At 70.2% G+C, this 18,386-nt stretch carries 19 protein-coding genes and 1 tRNA gene; 8 read left to right on the forward strand and 12 right to left on the reverse strand.

The features are described from left to right. From SREC43747_RS0103365 to SREC43747_RS0103395, 6 genes are all read right to left on the reverse strand, one after another. On the reverse strand, positions 1-808 hold an 808-nt coding region (locus SREC43747_RS0103365; protein ID WP_497707034.1), incomplete at its 3' end, for a TolB family protein. 49 nt (positions 809-857) lie between these two features. Next, on the reverse strand, positions 858-1,670 hold the full coding sequence (locus SREC43747_RS0103370; protein ID WP_029719741.1) for a class I SAM-dependent methyltransferase: 813 nt from the start codon (positions 1,668-1,670) through the stop codon (positions 858-860). 43 nt (positions 1,671-1,713) lie between these two features. Continuing rightward, positions 1,714-2,331, reverse strand: a complete 618-nt coding sequence (locus tag SREC43747_RS0103375; protein WP_029719742.1) for a hypothetical protein — start codon at positions 2,329-2,331, stop codon at positions 1,714-1,716. A gap of 67 nt (positions 2,332-2,398) precedes the next feature. Beyond that, positions 2,399-2,812, reverse strand: coding sequence for a hypothetical protein (locus SREC43747_RS20145; protein ID WP_051387642.1), 414 nt, complete (start codon positions 2,810-2,812; stop codon positions 2,399-2,401). A gap of 629 nt (positions 2,813-3,441) precedes the next feature. Further along, positions 3,442-3,515 (reverse strand) — tRNA-Pro (locus SREC43747_RS0103390). 48 nt (positions 3,516-3,563) lie between these two features. After that, positions 3,564-4,517, reverse strand: coding sequence for a metallophosphoesterase (locus SREC43747_RS0103395; protein WP_029719744.1), 954 nt, complete (start codon positions 4,515-4,517; stop codon positions 3,564-3,566). Positions 4,518-4,586: 69 nt separating this feature from the next. On the opposite strand from SREC43747_RS0103395, the gene SREC43747_RS0103400 reads away from it, so the two are divergent. Further along, positions 4,587-5,057, forward strand: a complete 471-nt coding sequence (locus SREC43747_RS0103400; RefSeq protein WP_029719745.1) for a GatB/YqeY domain-containing protein — start codon at positions 4,587-4,589, stop codon at positions 5,055-5,057. Here SREC43747_RS0103400 and SREC43747_RS0103405 read toward each other — a convergent pair whose 3' ends face one another. Continuing rightward, positions 5,058-5,831 carry a siderophore-interacting protein gene (locus SREC43747_RS0103405; RefSeq protein WP_029719746.1) on the reverse strand — a complete coding sequence of 258 codons (774 nt, stop codon included), beginning with the start codon at positions 5,829-5,831 and terminating at the stop codon, positions 5,058-5,060. A 52-nt stretch (positions 5,832-5,883) separates the two neighbouring features. Next, positions 5,884-8,256, reverse strand: a complete 2,373-nt coding sequence (locus tag SREC43747_RS0103410; protein ID WP_029719747.1) for a penicillin-binding protein — start codon at positions 8,254-8,256, stop codon at positions 5,884-5,886. A 262-nt stretch (positions 8,257-8,518) separates the two neighbouring features. On the opposite strand from SREC43747_RS0103410, the gene SREC43747_RS0103415 reads away from it, so the two are divergent. Further along, positions 8,519-8,815, forward strand: a complete 297-nt coding sequence (locus SREC43747_RS0103415; RefSeq protein WP_029719748.1) for a WhiB family transcriptional regulator — start codon at positions 8,519-8,521, stop codon at positions 8,813-8,815. 50 nt (positions 8,816-8,865) lie between these two features. On the opposite strand, the gene bagB is transcribed toward SREC43747_RS0103415, so the two are convergent. Together bagB and bagA are read right to left on the reverse strand one after the other, a co-directional pair. After that, on the reverse strand, positions 8,866-10,005 hold the full coding sequence (bagB, locus tag SREC43747_RS0103420) for an ATPase BagB (RefSeq protein WP_029719749.1): 1,140 nt from the start codon (positions 10,003-10,005) through the stop codon (positions 8,866-8,868). After that, positions 10,002-11,003 (reverse strand): ATPase BagA, encoded by a 1,002-nt coding sequence (bagA, locus tag SREC43747_RS0103425; protein WP_029719750.1) that lies wholly within the window; start codon positions 11,001-11,003, stop codon positions 10,002-10,004. Before bagA ends, bagB begins: the two co-directional genes overlap by 4 nt. Positions 11,004-11,101: 98 nt before the next feature. On the opposite strand from bagA, the gene sp36 reads away from it, so the two are divergent. The 4 genes from sp36 (at position 11,102) to SREC43747_RS0103445 (ending at position 13,793) form a co-directional block, all read left to right on the forward strand. Continuing rightward, positions 11,102-11,260 carry a Sp36 family protein gene (sp36, locus tag SREC43747_RS20920; protein ID WP_152528303.1) on the forward strand — a complete coding sequence of 53 codons (159 nt, stop codon included), beginning with the start codon at positions 11,102-11,104 and terminating at the stop codon, positions 11,258-11,260. 2 nt (positions 11,261-11,262) lie between these two features. Beyond that, positions 11,263-11,721: a RidA family protein gene (locus SREC43747_RS0103435; protein WP_029719751.1), complete on the forward strand. Its 459-nt coding sequence runs from the start codon at positions 11,263-11,265 to the stop codon at positions 11,719-11,721. 309 nt (positions 11,722-12,030) lie between these two features. Next, positions 12,031-12,657, forward strand: coding sequence for a hypothetical protein (locus SREC43747_RS0103440; RefSeq protein ID WP_081722404.1), 627 nt, complete (start codon positions 12,031-12,033; stop codon positions 12,655-12,657). Between the two features lie 14 nt (positions 12,658-12,671). Then, on the forward strand, positions 12,672-13,793 hold the full coding sequence (locus SREC43747_RS0103445; protein WP_029719753.1) for a hypothetical protein: 1,122 nt from the start codon (positions 12,672-12,674) through the stop codon (positions 13,791-13,793). A gap of 6 nt (positions 13,794-13,799) precedes the next feature. Here SREC43747_RS0103445 and SREC43747_RS0103450 read toward each other — a convergent pair whose 3' ends face one another. Continuing rightward, complete coding sequence (locus SREC43747_RS0103450; protein ID WP_029719754.1) at positions 13,800-14,693, reverse strand: Gfo/Idh/MocA family protein; 894 nt, start codon at positions 14,691-14,693, stop codon at positions 13,800-13,802. Between the two features lie 144 nt (positions 14,694-14,837). On the opposite strand from SREC43747_RS0103450, the gene SREC43747_RS0103455 reads away from it, so the two are divergent. Beyond that, positions 14,838-15,665 carry an NUDIX hydrolase gene (locus tag SREC43747_RS0103455; protein ID WP_029719755.1) on the forward strand — a complete coding sequence of 276 codons (828 nt, stop codon included), beginning with the start codon at positions 14,838-14,840 and terminating at the stop codon, positions 15,663-15,665. Beyond that, on the forward strand, positions 15,662-16,459 hold the full coding sequence (locus SREC43747_RS0103460) for an MBL fold metallo-hydrolase (RefSeq protein ID WP_029719756.1): 798 nt from the start codon (positions 15,662-15,664) through the stop codon (positions 16,457-16,459). Before SREC43747_RS0103455 ends, SREC43747_RS0103460 begins: the two co-directional genes overlap by 4 nt. Before the next feature lie 31 nt (positions 16,460-16,490). On the opposite strand, the gene SREC43747_RS0103465 is transcribed toward SREC43747_RS0103460, so the two are convergent. Continuing rightward, positions 16,491-17,735 carry an MFS transporter gene (locus SREC43747_RS0103465; protein ID WP_029719757.1) on the reverse strand — a complete coding sequence of 415 codons (1,245 nt, stop codon included), beginning with the start codon at positions 17,733-17,735 and terminating at the stop codon, positions 16,491-16,493. Positions 17,736-18,386 lie beyond the last annotated feature (651 nt).

Here is an 18,386-nt window from a genome sequence, read left to right on the forward strand (position 1 = left end):
GGCCCAACTCGGTGCCGACCCGGCGAACCTCGTCCTTGAACAGCGCGCGCAGCTCGGTCTCGGTGTCGGCCACCACGTCCCAGATCAGCAGCTCTTCCTTGCCGCGCCGCTCGTGCACCACCAGCAAGCGCGGATCGCCCGGCACCGGGGCGAACTCCAGCGCGTCCAACCCCTTGCCCGGGCCGTCCCACTTCTCGGCAACGGTGGTCCCGTCGGTGCGCACCACCCGCAGCGCCGGGTGCCGGCTGTCGCCGTGCTCGGAGTGGGATATCACCAGCAGGGACTCGTCGCGGGACATCGCGGCCAACCCGCCGTCCTGCTGGTGCTGGTAGATCACCTCGGGCTGCCCGCCGTCGCGAGCCACCCACACCGTCACACCGTCGTCGGTGGACATGGCCACCCCGGTCACCGAGGTGCCCAGTTCCAACCCGGACGAGTAGCCCGGGTGGACCCCGGTGAGCGCCGGCTGCGGCTGGCCCCCGGAGAACGGCTCGACCACCCAGCTGCCGAATTCGTCCCCGTCGGTGTCGTTGAACCACCAGATCTGCTCGCCGTCCGCGGACAGCGCACCGTGGAACGTGCCCTCCGGGCGGTCGGTCACCTGGCGGTGCGTGTCCGCGTCCCGGTCCCACGCGTAGATCTCCCACTTGCCGCTGGCGTTGGAGACGTAGAGGTTGCGCTGGGGGGCGTCCCGCGCCCAGGAGGGCAGCGACACGCGCGGGGCGGAGAACCGGGCCCGCCACCGGGCTTCCCGCTCCGGGTCGTCGAACAGCTTCTCGGGAATCTTCGCTTCTGGATAGGTGCTCACAGCACCGATCCTGCCTGATCGGCGCCATGTCCGACGGGGCGCCGAGCGATCAGTCCTTGCGGGCGGTCACCAGGTAGTAGTCGATCAGCCCGTCCCGGTAGGTGCACAGCCACTCCCGCACCCAGCTGCCGGCGTGGGGAGTGCGGGCCAGCCACCGGTCGAAGCCCGGGAACACCCAGCTGCCGATGGACCTCTCCGCGACCCCGGTGAACCCGGCGGCGCGCAGTTCCGCCAGCAGCTCCGAAACCGCGTGGGGCAGGTCGATGCCTTGCGCGAACGTCTCCAACCGCTCGGCCAGCGCCTCCGCGTGACCGGGATCGGTCAGCAGGAACGAGGCCAGCGACAACCGCCCACCGCTCGCCAGCACCCGGAACGCCTCCCGGGCGAACCCCGCCAGGTCTTCGAAGTGCTGGGCGGCTTCCACCGAGTACACCCCGTCCAGGGACTCGTCGGCGAACGGGAGGTGCTCGGCCGAGCCGACCTGGTAGCTCAACCGGCGCGGCATGGCGCTGAGCGCGGTGTCGTTGAGCTGCTGGGCCCGCTGGACCTGCACCGGCAGCAGGTCCACCCCGCAGATGCTGGCCGCCGGGTACTCCTCGGCGGCCAGCGCGGTGCCCCGCCCCAGGCCGCAACCCACTTCGAGCAGCCGATCTCCCCGCTGGACCTCCAACGCCTCCAGGACCAGCCGGTACAGGGACTCCTCGCTGACCACCCGGTGCTCGATGGTCAGCGGACCGTTGGCCGGAACCGATCGCCAGTAGCCGAAGTTGATGTACGACCCGGCGAACAGCTCGAGCTTGCTCAGGTCGTTCTCGCCGTACAGCCGATCGCGGAGTTCCAGCCGCCGCTGCTGCTCGGTCATACCGCTCATCGTGCCGGAAAAACCCCGTTCCGGCGCGCGCCGGTCAATCGCGGCCGCGCCTGCGCAGCACCAGCGCGGTCACCACCAGCCCGACGACGGCGGTCGCCCCGAACAGCGCGGCCACCACCAGCCCGGGGGTGGCGCAGTCGAGCACGTCCTCGGCCACGCACTGGACAGCGGTGGAGTCGGCGAGCAGCAGCAGGGCGAACAGCGCCGCGGCGGTGGTCACCGCGATCCAGGGCGTGTTCTGGAAGCGGCCGAACGTCGAGCGCCTGCGGTGCAGGATGCGGGCCGCTTTGAGCAACCGGCTGACCCGCAGCAGTTGGACGGCGCTCGCCACCCGAGCCGCCCGCAGCAGCTGGGCCGGGCCCACCGCGAACACCACCGCCAGCACCGAGAGGAGCGCGACCAGCACCGTCCACCAGTGCTTGCGCAGCCAGGCGAGCGGTTTGGCGCTGAGGACCAGCAGCAGGACCGACTCGGCGGTCAGCACCAGCATGGACGCGTAGTTCAGCACCGTGCCGACGGTGCCGGCGAACCCCGGCATGCGTTCCAGGAACACCGCGGGAACCGATGCCCCGGCCGCGATGAGCACCGGGACGTTCAGCCGTTCTTCCCACACCTGTGCGCGGTCCTGGTGCTGGTTGCCGCGCTCGTCCACGGAGAAGATCTTGCCAAATCGACTCGTCGGGCGGGCACAACCGCCAGCTCGCCGCCCCAACGGCCGATCAGCTGCCGTTCGGCAGGAGCTGCCGCAGGTCGCGCAGGCCCTGCGCGATCTCGGTCATGTCGGCCGTGCACTGCTGCTCGTCCGGGACGGTGCTCTGCGCACAGCCGTGCTCCCACCACCGGTCCAGCTTCTGCTGCAGCTCCCGGCCGGCTTCGTTGATCGGCGGGGTGGACTGGTGGCCGGAGACCGCCGCGCCCGCGATGTTGCGCAACTGGGTCATGTACCGGTCGCACGTCGGGCCGTGGTGCGTCTGCGGAGCCCGGTAGCAGGCGTCCTGCTGGATCAGGCCGATCTTGGTGGACAGGTCCTCCAGGGACTCGCTGCGCGCTCCCTGCTTGGCGCCGGGACCGGCCTCCCCCGAACAACCCGCGCCGACCAGTGCGACGGCGGAGAGGGCAGCAACCACGAGCATGCGGCTACGGAACCGGTTCCGGCGAGGATGCGTGAACATGCAGGCTTGCGCCTCCTTCGTTGGCCAGGTCGTGCAGCAGCGAGCGGCTCGCGGCACGGGATCGCCGTCCCGGCGGCCGGTCGACGGCTCGGGATGATCGTGCGCCCGCCTCGGACGCGGCGGGCAGCACCCGCGAGGGCCTGCCGGGGAGTTCGCTTCGCAGCATCACCGTAGCCCTGCCGGAGACCGCCGCGTCCCCGCGGTGGAGCCCGCCGTGAGGAGCACCTCAGCGCTGCCGGAGCGGTGCGGGAAGGGGAGCGTCCGCAGGTGCTGGGAACTCCGGAACCGCGTTGCCCCGGGCGTTGCGCGGTGGTGGAACGACCTCGTTGATCGCGAGCCGGGGGAGGGGACGACCGTGCTGGTCTCCCCGGGGGACGCGAGGTCGTGGCCAAGTTCGGGTACGACGAGCGCGAACCCGTCGAGCACCGCGCGGGCGGGGGTTCGACGCGGCGGCCGCCCGCCATCAGCGGCGCCGCCTGAACCGCATCGGCACCTGGTGCTCCTGACCGCAGCGCGGAAGGGGGGCATGCCGGTCACCGCACCAACGACAAAGGGCCTGGCCAGAAACTCTGGCCAGGCCCTCTTGCCCGTCGGGGTGGCGGGATTTGAACCCACGACCTCTTCGACCCGAACGAAGCGCGCTCCCAAGCTGCGCCACACCCCGATCCAGACGGTGAACATCTCGGGTTCTCGTTCAACCGCCTGTCACAGTTTAACGGACGCTCTCACCCGCTTCGAAGGGGGTCTCGTTTGAGTCGTTTTCGCTGGTCAGGTCCACGTCCCGGGGAACCAGGGAGAGCAGCGTGGCCTCCGGCGGGCAAGCGAACCGCACCGGCGCGTACGGAGACGTGCCCAACCCGGCCGAGACGTGCAGCTTCATGTCCCCCCAGTCGGACACCCCGCGAGCCCGCGAGCGGTCCAAGTCGCAGTTGGTCACCAGCGCCCCGTAGCCCGGCAGCCGCAACTGGCCGCCGTGGGTGTGCCCGGCCAGCACCAGGTCGTAGCCGTCCTCGGCGAAGCGGTCCAGCACCCGCGGCTCGGGCGAGTGCGTCAACCCGATGCTCAGCTGGGCGTCCTCCTTCGGCGCCCCGGCGATCAGGTCGTACTGCTCCAGGTGCAGGTGCGGGTCGTCCACCCCGGCCACGTGCACTCGCAAATCGCCGACCTCGAGCTCCAGCCGGCGGTGCGTCGCGTCCTGCCAACCCCGCTCGGTCAGCGCGGCCCGCAGGTCCCGCCACGGCAGCGGCTCACCGTGCACCCGCTTGATCTTCGACGCCGGCAGCAGGTACCGGGCCGGGTTCTTGGGCTTCGGGCCGTAGTAGTCGTTGCTGCCGAACACGAAAGCGCCGGGCACGTCGAGCAGGTCCCCGAACGCCCGCAGCGCCGCCGGAACGGCCTGCGGATGAGCCAGGTTGTCCCCGGTGTTGATCACCAGGTCCGGCTCCAGCTCGGCCAGCCCCGCCACCCAGCGCTGCTTCGACTCCTGGTTCGGCATCATGTGCAGATCGGAGATGTGCAGCACCCGCACCTCCGGTGTGCCCGAAGGCAAGATCGGCAGGGTCGCCCGCCGCAGCGTCCAGCGGGACCGCTCGTAGCCGGCAGAGTAGGCAACGGCCGCGGCGCCCAGCGCGCCGCCGGTGAGCAGAATTCGCCCAAGCTTGTTCACCCCATCAACCCTACGGCTCTCCAGTGGGCGATCGCCCGGCACCAGTCCCTCCCGCGGGATAATTCCCGCATGCCCAACTTGAAGGACAAGCTTCGCGAGGACCTGTCCGCGTCGATGAAGCAGCGCGACACCTCGGTCACCGGGGTGCTGCGGATGGCGCTGGCCGCCATCAGCAAGGAAGAAGTCGCCGGCAAGCAGGCGCGGGAGCTCACCGACGAAGAGGTGCAGCGCGTGCTCACCCGCGAGGTCAAGAAGCGCGAGGAGGCCGCCGAGGCGTTCGACTCCGCCGGCCGCGCCGAGCAAGCCGCCAGCGAACGCCAGGAAGCCGAGATCCTGCGCCGCTACCTGCCCGAACCGCTCAGCGACGACGAACTCGCGGAACTGGTGCGGGAAGGGGTCGAGCAGGTCGCCGCCGAACTCGGGGACAAGCCCGGCATGAAGCAGATGGGCCAGGTGATGAAGGTGGTCAACGCCAAGGTCGCCGGCCGGGCCGAAGGAGCGAAGGTCGCGTCCCTGGTGAAAGCCGAACTCGCCGGCTGATCAGGATCCCGCGGCGTTCCGGCGCCAGTAGGCCAGCGCGTACAGCCGCCGGCGGTCCAACCCCAATTCCCGCTGGCAGTGCTCGCGAAGCTGATGCACGACGTCGGCCTCGGCCCCGACCCACACGTGCGGGTTCGCGCCGAGGTCGGCGTTCCGCACCGCGTCCACCAGCAGGGAGCTCTCCCCAGGCGGGGTCCCGTCCCGGTGCAGCCACGTCCACTCCACGTCCGCCGCGGAACCGATCTGCTGCTCCTCGGCGGCGTCCGCGACCTCGGCGAACACCTTCACCGGTCGACCGGCCGGGAGCTCCTCCACGATCGCGGCCATGGCCGGCAGCGCGGTTTCGTCCCCCACCAGCACCAGCGGATCGGCGTCCGGCTGCGGCTGGTACGAGGGGCTGGGGCCGACCGTGACGATCTGCGAGCCCGGCTGGACCGTGGCCGCCCACGAGCTCCCCGGGCCGCCGTGCTCGTGCACCACCAGGTCGACGGCCAGCTCCTGGCGCTGCTCGTCGAACGAGCGCACCGTGTAGGTCCGCTGCTTGGGCTGCTGGTCCGGTGGCAGGGCGTACACCTCCGCCCGGGTGCGGCCCAGCGGCACCGGCTGTCCCGGTTGCGGCAGGCACAGCTTGATCCGCTGGTCACTGCCGTTGCTGACGAAGTCCGACAGTTCTTCGCCGCCCAGCGTGACGCGGACCATGCGCGGGGTGATCCGCTCCACCTTCCGCACATCCAGCAGTCGGTAGCGGGACCGGGCACGTCGGGTGGTGGGCATGCTCGTCACATCCGACGAGTGTAGAAACCCCGGTCCCGCACCGCGCCGCAGGTCACGGCGGGAAGACGCGGGTGGGCAGCCGCGGTGGGGCGTCCTCGTCCGGCTCGCCCTGCGCCTGCGGTGGAGGCGGTGGCGGTGCGATCACCGACGGCGGCGGCACGTACCCGGTGCTCACCAGGAGCGTCACCGTGCTCCCCGGGGGAGCCGCGCCCCGCGGGGACTGGCTGGTGACCGTGCCCTCCTTGCGCTGGCTGTTGATCGAGCGCACCTCCACCTGGTAGCCGGCCTGCTCCAGCACCTCGACGGCGCGCTGGCGCTCCAGCCCCACCACGTCCGGCGCCTGCGGTTCGTCACCACCGCTCTCGTACCGCTCGGTGGTCGGCGGCAGCGGGGCCACCGGCAGTCCTTCGTGGATCGATTTCATCGCGTCGAACCAGGTCCGCGCGGGAACCTTGCCGCCGTAGATGTTCCCGCCGTTGACGCCGCACAGCGATGGCGGATCGGTGTCGCAGATGCCCTGCGGCGACGAGCCGTCGCTGAAGGTCAGCACCATGCCGGCGTACTGGGGGGTGGCGCCGAGGAAGCCCGCCGACTGGTGGGCCTCGGTGGTCCCGGTCTTGCCGGCCATCGGGCGGGTCCAGCCGGCACCGCTGGCCGCCGCGGCGGCGGTGCCACCGGCCTGGTCGTCCCTGCTCATGCCGACGGCCAGCGTGTTCGCCAACGCCTCGTCCACCGCCTGCTCGCAGGGCTCCTCGGTGATCACCACCGGGTTGCCGTGCCGGTCCCGGATCTCCTCGATCGGGGTGGGCGGGCACCACACGCCGCCGCTCATGATGGTCGCCGCCACGTTGCTCAGCTCGAGCGGACTGGTGGGGGCGTAGCCGAGGGTGAAGGCGCCGATCTGCTTCTCCTTGACCAGCTCGGCTTGGGAGGGGCCGTTGGCCCCGTTGGGGGCGAGCGGGTCACCGCTGCCGTTGTGGAACAGCAGGGTTTGCCGCATGCCCAACCGCACCGCCATGTCGACGGTGCGGTCCAGGCCCACCCGCTCCTGGAGCGCGACGAAAGCCGTGTTCGGCGAGGTGGCCAGGGCCATCTGGATGGTGCGGGCACCGGCGCCGACGCCTTCGGCGTTGCTGACCGTGTAAGGCGCGGCGCCGTTCCGGTAGACCTTCGAGGTGTAGGTGGCCGGGGAGGGGATGGTGGTGTAGATGCCCATCCCGGCCTCCAGGGCCGCGGCCGCGGTGAACACCTTGTAGACCGAGCCGGCGCCGAACTTCACGACCCCGCTGGGCAGCGCGTACGCGGTCTGCCCCTTGGACTGGTCGAGGCCGAAGTCGCGGTTGGCCACCAGGGCTCGCACCCGGTGCTTCTCCTTGCCCGGCTCGATGACGCTCATCACGTTCGCGATGCCCTTGGTGCGCTTGGGCACGTGCTGCTCGGCCGCTTCCTTGGCCGCCCGGGTGACCCTTTTGTCCATTGTGGTGCGGATCGTGTACCCGCCGTTCTTGAGCTGCTCCTCGGTGAAGCCGGCGCTCTCCAGGTAGTCGATGACGTACTTGCAGAAGAAGCCGTCGGACGGGTTGGCGCCGACGCAGCCGTTCGGGCGGGTGCGCACCGGCTCGACGATGCCGAGCGGCTCCTTGCGGGCTTCCTCGGCGGTCTTCGGGCTGATCCGGTGCTGGTCGAGCATGGCCTGGATGACCAGGTTCCGGCGGAACAGCGCCTCCTCGGGGTTGGTCACCGGGTTCAGCGAGGTGGGGCTGTTGACGACCGCGGCCAGCAGGGCGGCCTGGGAGACGGTCAGCTTGTCCGGGGTGGTGTCGAAGTAGGCGCGGGAGGCCTCGGCGACCCCGTAGGTCCCGTTGCCGAACGGGACCACGTTGAGGTAGCGGGTCAGGATCTCTTCCTTGGACAGCTGCTTCTCGATCTGCAGCGCGATCCGGATCTCCCGCAGCTTCCGGGCCGGGGTCTGCTCGATGGCCTTGGCCTGCTTGACCGGGTCGTCCCCGGCGACCACGTGCACCAGGTGGTTCTTGACGTACTGCTGGGTGAGGGTGGAACCGCCCTGGGAGATCTCCCCCGAGGTCTGGTTGGTGACGGCGGCGCGCATGGTGCCAGCCCAGTCGACGCCGTCGTGGTCGAAGAACCGGCGGTCTTCGATGGCGATGATCGCCGCCTTCATGGTGTCGGCGATCTGGTCTGGGGCGGCTGGCGTGCGGTTCTGGGTGTACAGGTAGGCGATCGGGTCCCCGTGCATGTCCGTGATCGTGGTCACGTACGGGGGTTCCTGGGTGATCATCTCCGCGGCGGTGGCGTTCACCGCGTCGCTGGCGCGGTTGGAGATCACGCCCAGTGATCCCGCGGCCGGGAACAGCATTCCGGCCACCAGGACGCCAGCCAGCACGCACAGGCCGAAAAGCTTCATCAGGCCGTCTCGGACTCGCACTTCGCCAGCCTAAAACCGGCGCTCGATGTAACGCAGAGTCATGTGGAACTTCCGCCCGATGTGATGAGGTCCAAAGATAACGGAGCGACAACCGTTGTTTGGTTGTGGAACCGGTGGGCCTTAGAGTTCGTCCACGTCTAGCGACAGCACTGTTGCGCTCCGCTGGAGCGCGACATCCGGTGCCAGGGGGTCCGGATGAAAGAACAGTCGCCGACGATCCAGTGAGGAGCTGGGGGACTTTATGTTTGAGCAGGGGGACTGGCGGGTTCGTGCGGCTTGCCGCGACCAGAACCCGGATCAGTTGTTCGTTCGCGGAGCTGAGCAGCGCAAGGCCCGGGTGATCTGCTTCGGTTGCCCGGTCCGCACCGAATGCCTCAGCGAGGCGCTCGACAATAAGATCGAATTCGGCGTCTGGGGTGGAATGACAGAACGGGAACGCCGTGCTTTGTTACGGCGTCGCCCGGATGTCCGAAGCTGGCGGGAATTGCTCGAAGCTGCCCGGCAGGAATACGTGAATTACCAGGAGCAGGCCAGCTGAGCAGAATTGTCGGCCGGGAATTTGCTTTGCAATAACCCGGCCGACGTGCTTTATTCACCCGCCAAGCGTCTGCCGATTTCCCGCAGTCCGGCCAAGTCGTGCACCTCGGCTGGCAGCGCCGGTACGCCGGTCAGCGCAACCTCCGGGTGCGCTCGGGTGAACCGGGCCAGCAGTCGTTTTTCCCGTTCGGCGAGCGCGATTCGGTCGGCGTGGATGCGCAGCACCGCGGTGGCCAGCGGAGCGGAGCCCTTCGCTTCCAACTCCTCGGCCGCGCTCAACGTGCGGGTTGCCGGCAGGTCCGCGAAGACGGGGTGGGTGCGGTTGGCGATCAGCCCTGCCAACGGCATGCGCTCGGTCGCCAGCCGCTCCACGAAGTAGGAGGCTTCGCGCAGCGCATCGGCCTCGGGGGAGGCGATCACCAGGAACGAGGTGCCCGGTGATCGGAGCAGCTGGTAGGTGTGCTCGGCGCGTTCCCGGAACCCGCCGAAGGTCGAGTCGAAGGCCTGCACGAACGCCGAGGCGTCGGCCATCAGCTGCCCGCCGATGACGGTGGAGACGACCTTGGCGAACACGCCGAAACCGGCGCCGACGAGCTTGCGCAGGCTGCTGCCGCCCGCGCGGGCCGGGCTGGCCAGCATCTTGATCAGCTTGCTGTCCAGCACTGTGGACAGTCGTTGCGGGGCGTCCAGGAAGTCCAGCGCGGACCGGCTGGGCGGGGTGTCCACCACGATCAGGTCCCACTCCCCGGTACCGGCGAGCTGGCTGAGCTTCTCCATCGCCATGTACTCCTGGGTGCCGGAGAAGGACGTGGAGATCGTCTGGTAGAAGCGGTTGTTGAGGATCTGCTCGGCCCGTTCCGGCCCGGCGTGCGTCCGCACCATGTCGTCGAAGGTGCGGCGCATGTCCAGCATCATCGCGTTCAGGGCTCCGGCCGGCTCGAACCCCTCCAGCACCACCTGCCGCGGCTGGTTGTCCAGCTCCTTCAAGCCCAGGGCCTGGGCGAGCCGCCGAGCCGGGTCGATGGTGAGCACCACGGTCTTGCGGCCGCGTTCGGCGGCGCGCACGGCCAGCGCGGCGGCGGTGGTGGTCTTGCCCACGCCTCCGGAGCCGCAGCAGACCAGGATCCGGGTGTTCTCGTCGTCCAGCAACGCGTCGATGTCGACCGGAGACGGACGGATCGGTTTGTTCATCGCATGCTCCGGATGCCGTTTTCGGTCAGCACTTCAGCCAGCTCGTAGAGTTCGGCCACGTCGACGCCGCCCGTCAGGTCCGGCAGCATCACGGCCGGCATGTCCAGCGCTTCCAGCTCCTGGCGGATCTCCTCCTCGGCTTGTGCGCGGATGGCGTGCTCCACGGTTTCCTGCACCAGGCCGTCGAGCACGTCGTCGTCCACGTGCAACCCGACTTCCCGCAGGCCGGACCGGATCCTGGCGCGATCCACCCGGCCGGCGGCCGCGCTGGTGAGGGATCTGGCGGGGAGCCGGTTGGGGCGCACCCGGTTGAACAGCACCCCACCGGGCCGCAGTTCCGCCTGGTCGAGTTCTTCCACGGCTTCCAGGGTCTCCCGGACGGGGAGCTCTTCCAGCAGCGTCACCAGGTGCACCGCGGTGGCCTCGGAGTGCAGCAGCCGGACCACGCCCTCGCTGTGCTCCCGGATGGGGCCGACTTTCGCCAGGTCGGCCATGGCCCGGGTGACGTCCAGGAACTTGACCACCCGACCGGTCGGCGGGGCGTCCACGACGACGGCGTCGTAGACGTAGCGGCCGTGCTCGTCGGTGCGGGTCACGCACTCCTTGATCTTCCCGGTGAACAGCACGTCCCGCAGCCCCGGCGCCAGGGTGGTGGCGAACTCGATGGCTCCCATCCGGCGCAGGGTGCGGCCGGCGAACCCGAGGTTGTAGAACATCGAGAGGTATTCGAGCAGCGCGGCTTCGGCGTCGATGGCCAGCGCGCGGAGCTCGCCGCCGCCCGGGGCGGCCGCGATCCACTCCTCCGAGTAGGGCAGCGGGGAGGTGTCGAAGAGCTGGGCTATGCCCTGCCGGCCTTCGACCTCCACCAGCAGCACCCGGTGACCGCCGGAAGCGAGGGCCAGCGCCAGCGCAGCGGCGGCGGTCGTTTTCCCGGTGCCGCCCTTGCCGCTGACGATGTGCAGTCTGGTCTGGCTGAGTACCTCGTCCCAGTCGGTCACACGATCAGCCTAGGCCGCCGTGGCGCGTCTGTCTGCCCGGTCGTCCTCCCGCGAGGGATGCCACGGGCGGCACCGGCTCCGGCCCTTAGGCTGAAGCCATGCAGAAATGGGAGTACGCGACTGTGCCGTTGCTGAGCCATGCGACCAAGCAGATCCTCGACCAGTGGGGTGAGGACGGCTGGGAGCTCGTAGCCGTGCTGCCCGGTCCGACCGGGGAGCAGATGGTGGCCTACATGAAGCGGCCGAAGGAAGGCTGATCATGGCTGGGTGGAAGCAGCGGTTGAGCGAGCTCGGCATCGCGCTGCCCGAGGTGGCCGCGCCGGTGGCGGCGTACGTGCCGGCGCTCCGCACCGGTTCGCACGTCTACACCTCGGGGCAGCTGCCGCTGGTCGACGGCAAGCTCCAGGTCACCGGGAAGGTCGGTGACCAGGTGACCCCGGAGCAGGCCAAGGAGCAGGCCCGGATCTGCGGGCTGAACGCGCTGGCCGCGGTGGACTCGGTGGTCGGCCTGGACTCGGTCGCGCGGATCGTGAAGGTGGTCGGCTTCGTGGCCTCCGCGGAGGGGTTCACCGGACAGCCGGCGGTCATCAACGGTGTTTCGGAGTTGTTGGCGGAGGTCTTCGGCGACGCCGGCGAGCACGCGCGTTCCGCGGTGGGAGTCGCTGAGCTGCCGCTCGGGGCACCGGTCGAAGTGGAAATGATCGTCGAGGTGGAATGACTTTTCGGGCAAACGCGGCGTCACTGTGGACGCCGCGTTTGTTTTGCGGCCCGCCCCGCACTCCGTTTCTGACGGCTTCGTGCCGGTGGGCTGGCTCGGCCCAGTACGCTGTGGCCACACCGATTACGGGTGAAGTGGCACGGTGATCACCTGTACGGTCGGGTTGCGATTCCAGCCTGTGGCCGAAATGGCGACTTTCGGGGTTGATTCATCCGGTCGGCACCGTCAGAGTTCACCTGTATGGGTGCGGCTGAAGATGCGGGGGGCCGGAGCTCCGCAACGTGAGGGTAAGTACTGGGAGGGGCCAACGTGGCGGTGCGCCAAACCGAACTGCTATGCCACGAATTACTGCTCAAACTCGCCGGCCGTTTACCCGACAGGCACCTCTGGCGCTACCGCGACTGGCTCGCCGGGGAAGCGGCCGGGGTGGTCGCTCGAGTGCTGCCGAGCACGCTGGTCAGCGAACGGATCACCATCACCGATGACGAGCACCAGCTGATGTCCGACGCCCTGCTGCCGCTCGGCGGTGACCCGGCGGTGATCAACGCCGTGCTCCCTTCGGACGGAACCGTCACGAATTACAAGTTCAGCGCCGAGTCACCGGTCGACTCCCGAGGCGACACCGAAGCCCTGGTGCTCGGCGCCACCCTGCGCGGCCGGCCGGGCGTCGGGGAGGTTCGCTGCAGTTGGCGCCGCGTCGGTGATGGCGAGCCGCGACGGATCGTGCTGGTCACGGCTTCCGCGGAGTTCGTCGCGCTGACCGGGGAAATCCAGCGGGTGCTGCGCGCACTCGGTGAAGCCGAGCCACGCGTCGAAGTGCTCCCGCCGGACGTGGAACTCCCCGCGTACCACCGGGACGCACTGGAGGAATCGGCACTGGTGTGCACGGGAGCTGAAGAACTCGCCGGACACCGCAGCGGCGGTGGACATCCGTAAGGGAGGCAAGCGTGGTGACCGAGGCTGAAGGGAACGGTCCAGTGGAGCGGCTGCACAATCTCCTGCTGGCGCTGACCGGCCGGGTGGACGACGACGCGATCAATTCCGCCCGGGAACTGCTCGGCAGCGGCCGGGCCGACACCGCAGCCGAATACCTGACCGGATGCCTGTTGGCCGGCCAGCTCCCGGTGAGCGCGGAAGAGCAGCACCAGCTGCAGGAAGTCCTGCGGGAGACCCGTTCGTCCGCGGAACTGGCCGACGGCCTCAACGTCGTCGAATCGGTGCCCGAGGAGCCCCACCGCTTCGCCAGCCAGGACATCTCCGACGACGAGGTGCTGCAGGCGCTGGAGAACGTCAGCGGTCGTCTGCACGGCGTCCGCAACGTCTGGTGCGCTTGGCGCACCACACCGGCCGGGGCGAGCTACGGCGCGGTCCCGCAGCGGGTGCTGCTGGCCGAAGTGGACTCGGGAGGTTCCGTTTCCGCGGTCGGTTACCAGCTGATCACCGCGCTGCGCCGGGCTGGGGTGTCCTGCGCGGTGGACGTCTTCAGCAGCGGTGCCGAACTGCCCAGCTACCACCAGAACGCGCTGGCTGCCGCGCACCAGCTGCCGCTGCGGTTATCCACCGGGCAAGGGGTGGCCGAACCGGCTCCCGCGGTACCGGCCGCTGTCGAGCCGGAAGCCGACCCGGAACCGGTTCCCGAGCCCGAACCCGAACCGGAACCGGTGAGCCGCCCGGAAGCGGTGGCGCCGGTGGAAACCGCTGACACCGCGGAGGAAACCGGCGTTCCCGAGAGCACCGACGAGGAGACCGCCGCGCCGGCCGCCGACGAGCCCGTGGCGACCAGCTCGCAGGCCGCCCAACCGGAACCGGCCAAGGAGGACGCGGAGAACAAGTCCATGCGGGTGCCGCCCGCCGTGGACGCCAAGCTCACCGACCGGGAGCGGAACCTGCTGCGCAAGCTGCACGAGGAACTGGCCCAGCGGGAGCAGGACCGCTCCGGTGCCCGCCGGCAGCGACCGGCCAGGCCGGCGCAGGATCCGCGGACGAGCACCATGCCCGGTGGTACCGGCGGTTTCCCGCCGATCGGCGTGTCCTCGGTGAACCAGCCGGGTTATCCGGGGCAGTCGAACTGACCAGCCTCAGTGGACGAACGCCGCGCTGTGCACTTCGGCCAGCACTTCCTGCAGGTGCAGGCCGCGGCGCACGTCGCACGGGTGCCAGTGCCGACCGGTGCGGATCATGAACAGGAACTCGTCGAGCATCCGCGCGTAGCAGTGGTGGGCGAAGGTGCGCCCGTTGGGCAGCTGCACGTAGCCGTTCTCCCCGTAGACGGCGAAGTCCACGACGGCGGGTTGGATCGGCATCCGCAGGGAGAGGGTGAGCATGCTGCTCGCCCCGCTGATGTGGTCGAACACCACCTGCCACAGGTCGTGGCTGTTGCGGTGGGCGTAGCGGACGTTGACGATCTCCCCCAGCGCGGCGTCCAGCAGGTCGATCGCGTGCGGGCCGGCGTCGAGCATCGCGCCTTCTTCGTGCCGCCACTGGGAGCCGGGGTGCTCGCCGGGCAGCAGACCGCTGGCCAGCCACCGGCCGGAACCGCCTTGCCATCCCGTCGAGCTGTGCAGCTTCGCCAACCACTCCCGGACTTCCGGGGCGTACCGGCGGGTGAGCATCATCAGCGCGGCGGTGTTGGCGGCCTCCGCGGCTTTGACGATCCGGCGCGCACCGGTGACGTCGGAGGCTAACGGCTTCTCCAGGATCAGGTGCTTGCCGGCGAAGGCCGCTTGCGGGGCGAGTTCGGCTTGCACCGCAGGTGGTACCGCGAACACGACGGCATCGGAGGAATCGAGCAGTTCGTCGAAGTCGGTGGCCACCTGCGCGCCGTACGGTTCGGCCAGCGCCCGCGCCGCAGCAGGCCGGCGGGACCACACCGCGGTCAGCTGGATCCGCCCGTGTGCGTGCAGTCCGGGTACGTGGATCCGCTGGGCCCAGGAACCGGCCCCGACGACGCCAACCCGCAGCAGCTCGGTCATGGGTCCAATAGTGCCTCTGGTTGATCATTCTTGCTGAGGACGAACCCGGTTATACCGGCCGGAGCCGACGGGAATTCCGCTTTTTGCGCGGGGTGTGGGCCTTAGATCCACTTTCGGGTGCATTTTCGGCATAAGGTGACCGGCATGCGACTGCCCGAGGAAAGAGTCCTGCCGGAGGGGTTCGTCCCGGAACCGCTGCCCGAGACCCCGGTCGAGCCCAAGGACGCGGCGACCGTGGTGCTGCTGCGCGAAGGCCCGTCCGGTCTCGAGGTGTTCCTGCAGCGGAGGGTCAAGGCGATGGCCTTCGCCGGCGGGATGACGGTGTTCCCCGGTGGGGGAGTGGACGAGCGGGACGCGGACGCCTCGGTGGCCTGGGCTGGCCCCGGGCCGCAGTGGTGGGCCGAGCGGTTCGGCTGTTCCCCCGCGCTGGCGCGGGCCCTGGTGTGCGCGGCGGTGCGGGAGACCTTCGAGGAGTCCGGGGTGCTGCTGGCGGGACCGGACGAGCAGCGGGTCGTCGCGGACACCCGACCGTACGCCGAGGCCCGGACCGCGCTGGTGTCCCGGGAGTTGTCCCTGGCCCGGTTCCTGGAGGAGAACTCGCTGGTCTTGCGGGCCGACCTGCTGCGACCCTGGGCCAACTGGGTGACGCCCGAGGAGGAGCCGCGCCGCTACGACACCAGGTTCTTCCTCGCCGCGATGCCGGACGGGCAGCGCGCCGACGGGGTGACCTCGGAGGCGGTGGAGGCCTACTGGGCGACTCCGCAGCGGGCGCTGCAGGACTGGGCGGAGGGCAAGTGCCAGCTGCTCCCGCCGACCCACGTGACGTTGACCGAGGTGGCCGGCCACGACAGCCTGGCCAGCGCCTTGCGCGCGGAGCGGGAACTGGTGAAGATCCTGCCGAAGATGATCAAGCAGGACGGCAGGTGGCGGATAGTGCTCCCCGGGGAGCCGGGATACCAGGAGGAGCGGTGAACGAACACCCCGCGCACGGCGAACTTCGCCCGGTCACCGAGCACGCCTCGGTGCTGTTGGCCAACAACCCGTCCCCGATGACCCTGGAAGGCACCAACAGCTGGGTGGTGCGGGCACCCGGCTCGGCGGACTGCGTCGTGATCGACCCGGGTCCGGAGGACACCGAGCACCTGCAGCGGCTGGCCGACTGCGGCCCGGTGTCGCTGGTGCTGCTGACCCACCACCACGGCGACCACACCGAGGGGGTGGCGGAGTTCCGGAAGCTCACCGGCGCCCCGGTCCGCGCCCTCGACCCCGAGCTGTGCGCGGGGGCCGAGCCGCTCGCCGACGACGAGGTGGTGTCGGCCGCGGGCGTCCGGCTGCGGGTGCTGGCCACCCCCGGGCACACCCGGGACTCGGTGTGCTTCGCGCTCGAGCAGTCCGCCGAACCGGTCGTGTTCACCGGTGACACGGTGCTGGGGCGGGGCACGACGGTGATCGCCGACCCCGACGGGCACCTCGGCTCCTACCTGAGCTCGCTGCGGCGGCTGGCGGAGCTGCCCCCGGGCGTGCGGGCGCTGCCCGGGCACGGCCCCGAGCGGCCGGACGTGCGCGCCGCCGCCGTGGCGTACCTGCAGCACCGCGAACAGCGGCTCGACCAGGTCCGCGCGGCGGCGCGGCAGCTGGACGGGGAGATCACCGCTCGCCGGATCGTCGAGGTGGTCTACGCGGACGTGGACCGCTCGGTGTGGCCGGCCGCGGAGTGGTCGGTGCGGGCCCAGCTCACCTACCTGCGGGAGACCGGGGAGCTGTGAGGCCGGCCCGCCCGGGGCCGGCCCCGCCGTCTCAGGCGGCCACCGGCACGTCCGGCTGTTCGGGCCGCTGGGAGCTGCGCAGCGTGCTCCGGCGCAGCCACAGCACGACGGTGAACAACAGCCCGGCGCCGCCGGCGGCCAGGAAGGCCAGCGGTGGCCCGCTCAGCTCCACCAGCTGCCCGCTGACGGACTGGCCGACGGCCGAGCCGAGGGTCACCGCGGTGACCACCCAGCCGAACGCTTCGGTCGCGGTCCCGGCCGGGGCGGCGGTCTCGATGGCCACGGAGTGCGTGGTGGACTGCGGGGTGATCAGACTGCCCACCAGCAGCAGCGCCAAGGTCAACCCCCACAGGGTGGTGGGCACCGCCAGCAGGGCGATCAGCAGCCCGAACAGCAGCACCAGCACCGGCACCCGCAGGTGCAGGGGACGCGGCCACGGGTGGACGCCGTACACCACGCCGACCGCCACCGAGCTGATCGACATGATGCCCAGCAGCATGCCGCCCATGGTGGGCTGGCCGGCGTTGACCGCGGCGGCCGGCACCCCGACCTCGATGAAGCCCACCAGCACGCCGAACGCGAGCGCGGCCACGGCCAGGGTGCGCATCCCCGGGGTGCTCAGCGCGCCCAGCATGCTGCCCCCGCCGCCGGTGGCCGGCGGGGCGGGTCGGTAGTTGCGGGCCGCCCTGGTGGAGGCGAAGCCGATGCTGCCCACCACCATGCACGCCGCTCCGACCGCCAAGCCGGTGCCGGGCCAGGGCATGGCGACCAGCACGCCGGCCAGACCGGGGCCGAGGATGAAGAACACCTCCATGCTGATCGCCTCGTAGGAGTAGGCGGCGCTCCGCGTCGTGCCGGGCGGCAGCAGCACCGACCAGATGGATCGGGAGGCAGGGCCGACCTGGGGCTGGGAGAGGCCCACCAGGAAGCCGGCCGTGGTCATCACCGAAACCGGGGAGTGGGTTTCGATGGCGAGGACCTCGGCGGCCACCAGCACGGCGAACACGCCGGCCATCAGGTACAGCGGCTTGCTGGGCCCCAGTCGGTCCATCACGCGGCCTTGGACGACCGAGCCGCAGGCGACGCCGATCAGCACGCTCGCGGAGACCAGACCGGCGGCGGCGAACGACCCGGTCTCCCGCTGCACGTACAGCATCAGCGCAAGACCGATCATGGCGATCGGCAGCCGGGCCAGCAGTGAGGTGATCACCGGGCCAGCGGCGCCCGGCGCGGACAGTGCCTTGCGGTAGTCGGACAGCGAGATGGATTGCGACACGCTGCCCAGTATCCAGATTGTGGTACGTCCGTACCAACTATTTTCCTGTGGCGCTCGTCGAGCTCGTTCGCGATGCGGACGAACCGTCCGATGCTGGCCAAGAGGCCAGGTCAGGACCTATGTCCTGGTTGCCGGCGGGTGAATGGGGGCATACTGGTGGTGGCGGGTTTGGGAAATCCGGGTGAAGCGAGCAACCCGAGCCGGATTCCTACCGTCTTTATGAATGAAGGGTCTTGCCGGGAAGCCTCCCGGTGGAGGATTGTTAAAGCTGGAAAAGGTTCTCCTCTGATGTAAGGGATTCGGGGCCGACGCATCGGAGGGATCGGGGAGCGTGGTTGGTCGTCGGGGGATTAACCACGCGGAGGATGAAGGAGTTGGATCGCTGCGTCGGGGGTGGCGGCCAGCTCCTTCATCTGCGTCTGGCGCCGGTTCGCGGCAAGCGCCTCCCACCGGCCGCGCGCAACAGTTGCCCGGCGCCGTCCCGCCAGTACTATTCAATCGAGCGAGCGCTTCCACCGCGAAAGCCGGCCGCAGCGACGGCTGGCCTGGTGAGGCGGTGCGGGCGACCCGCTGGAAGACAACGCGCGCCGACTGAAGAACCCAGGGTGTGCCCGGGTCCATCGGTCGACGCGCGTCGGTCCTCGTTCTCGT

The sequence above is a fragment of the Saccharopolyspora rectivirgula DSM 43747 genome, from assembly GCF_000497205.1.
GTDB lineage: Bacteria > Actinomycetota > Actinomycetes > Mycobacteriales > Pseudonocardiaceae > Saccharopolyspora > Saccharopolyspora rectivirgula.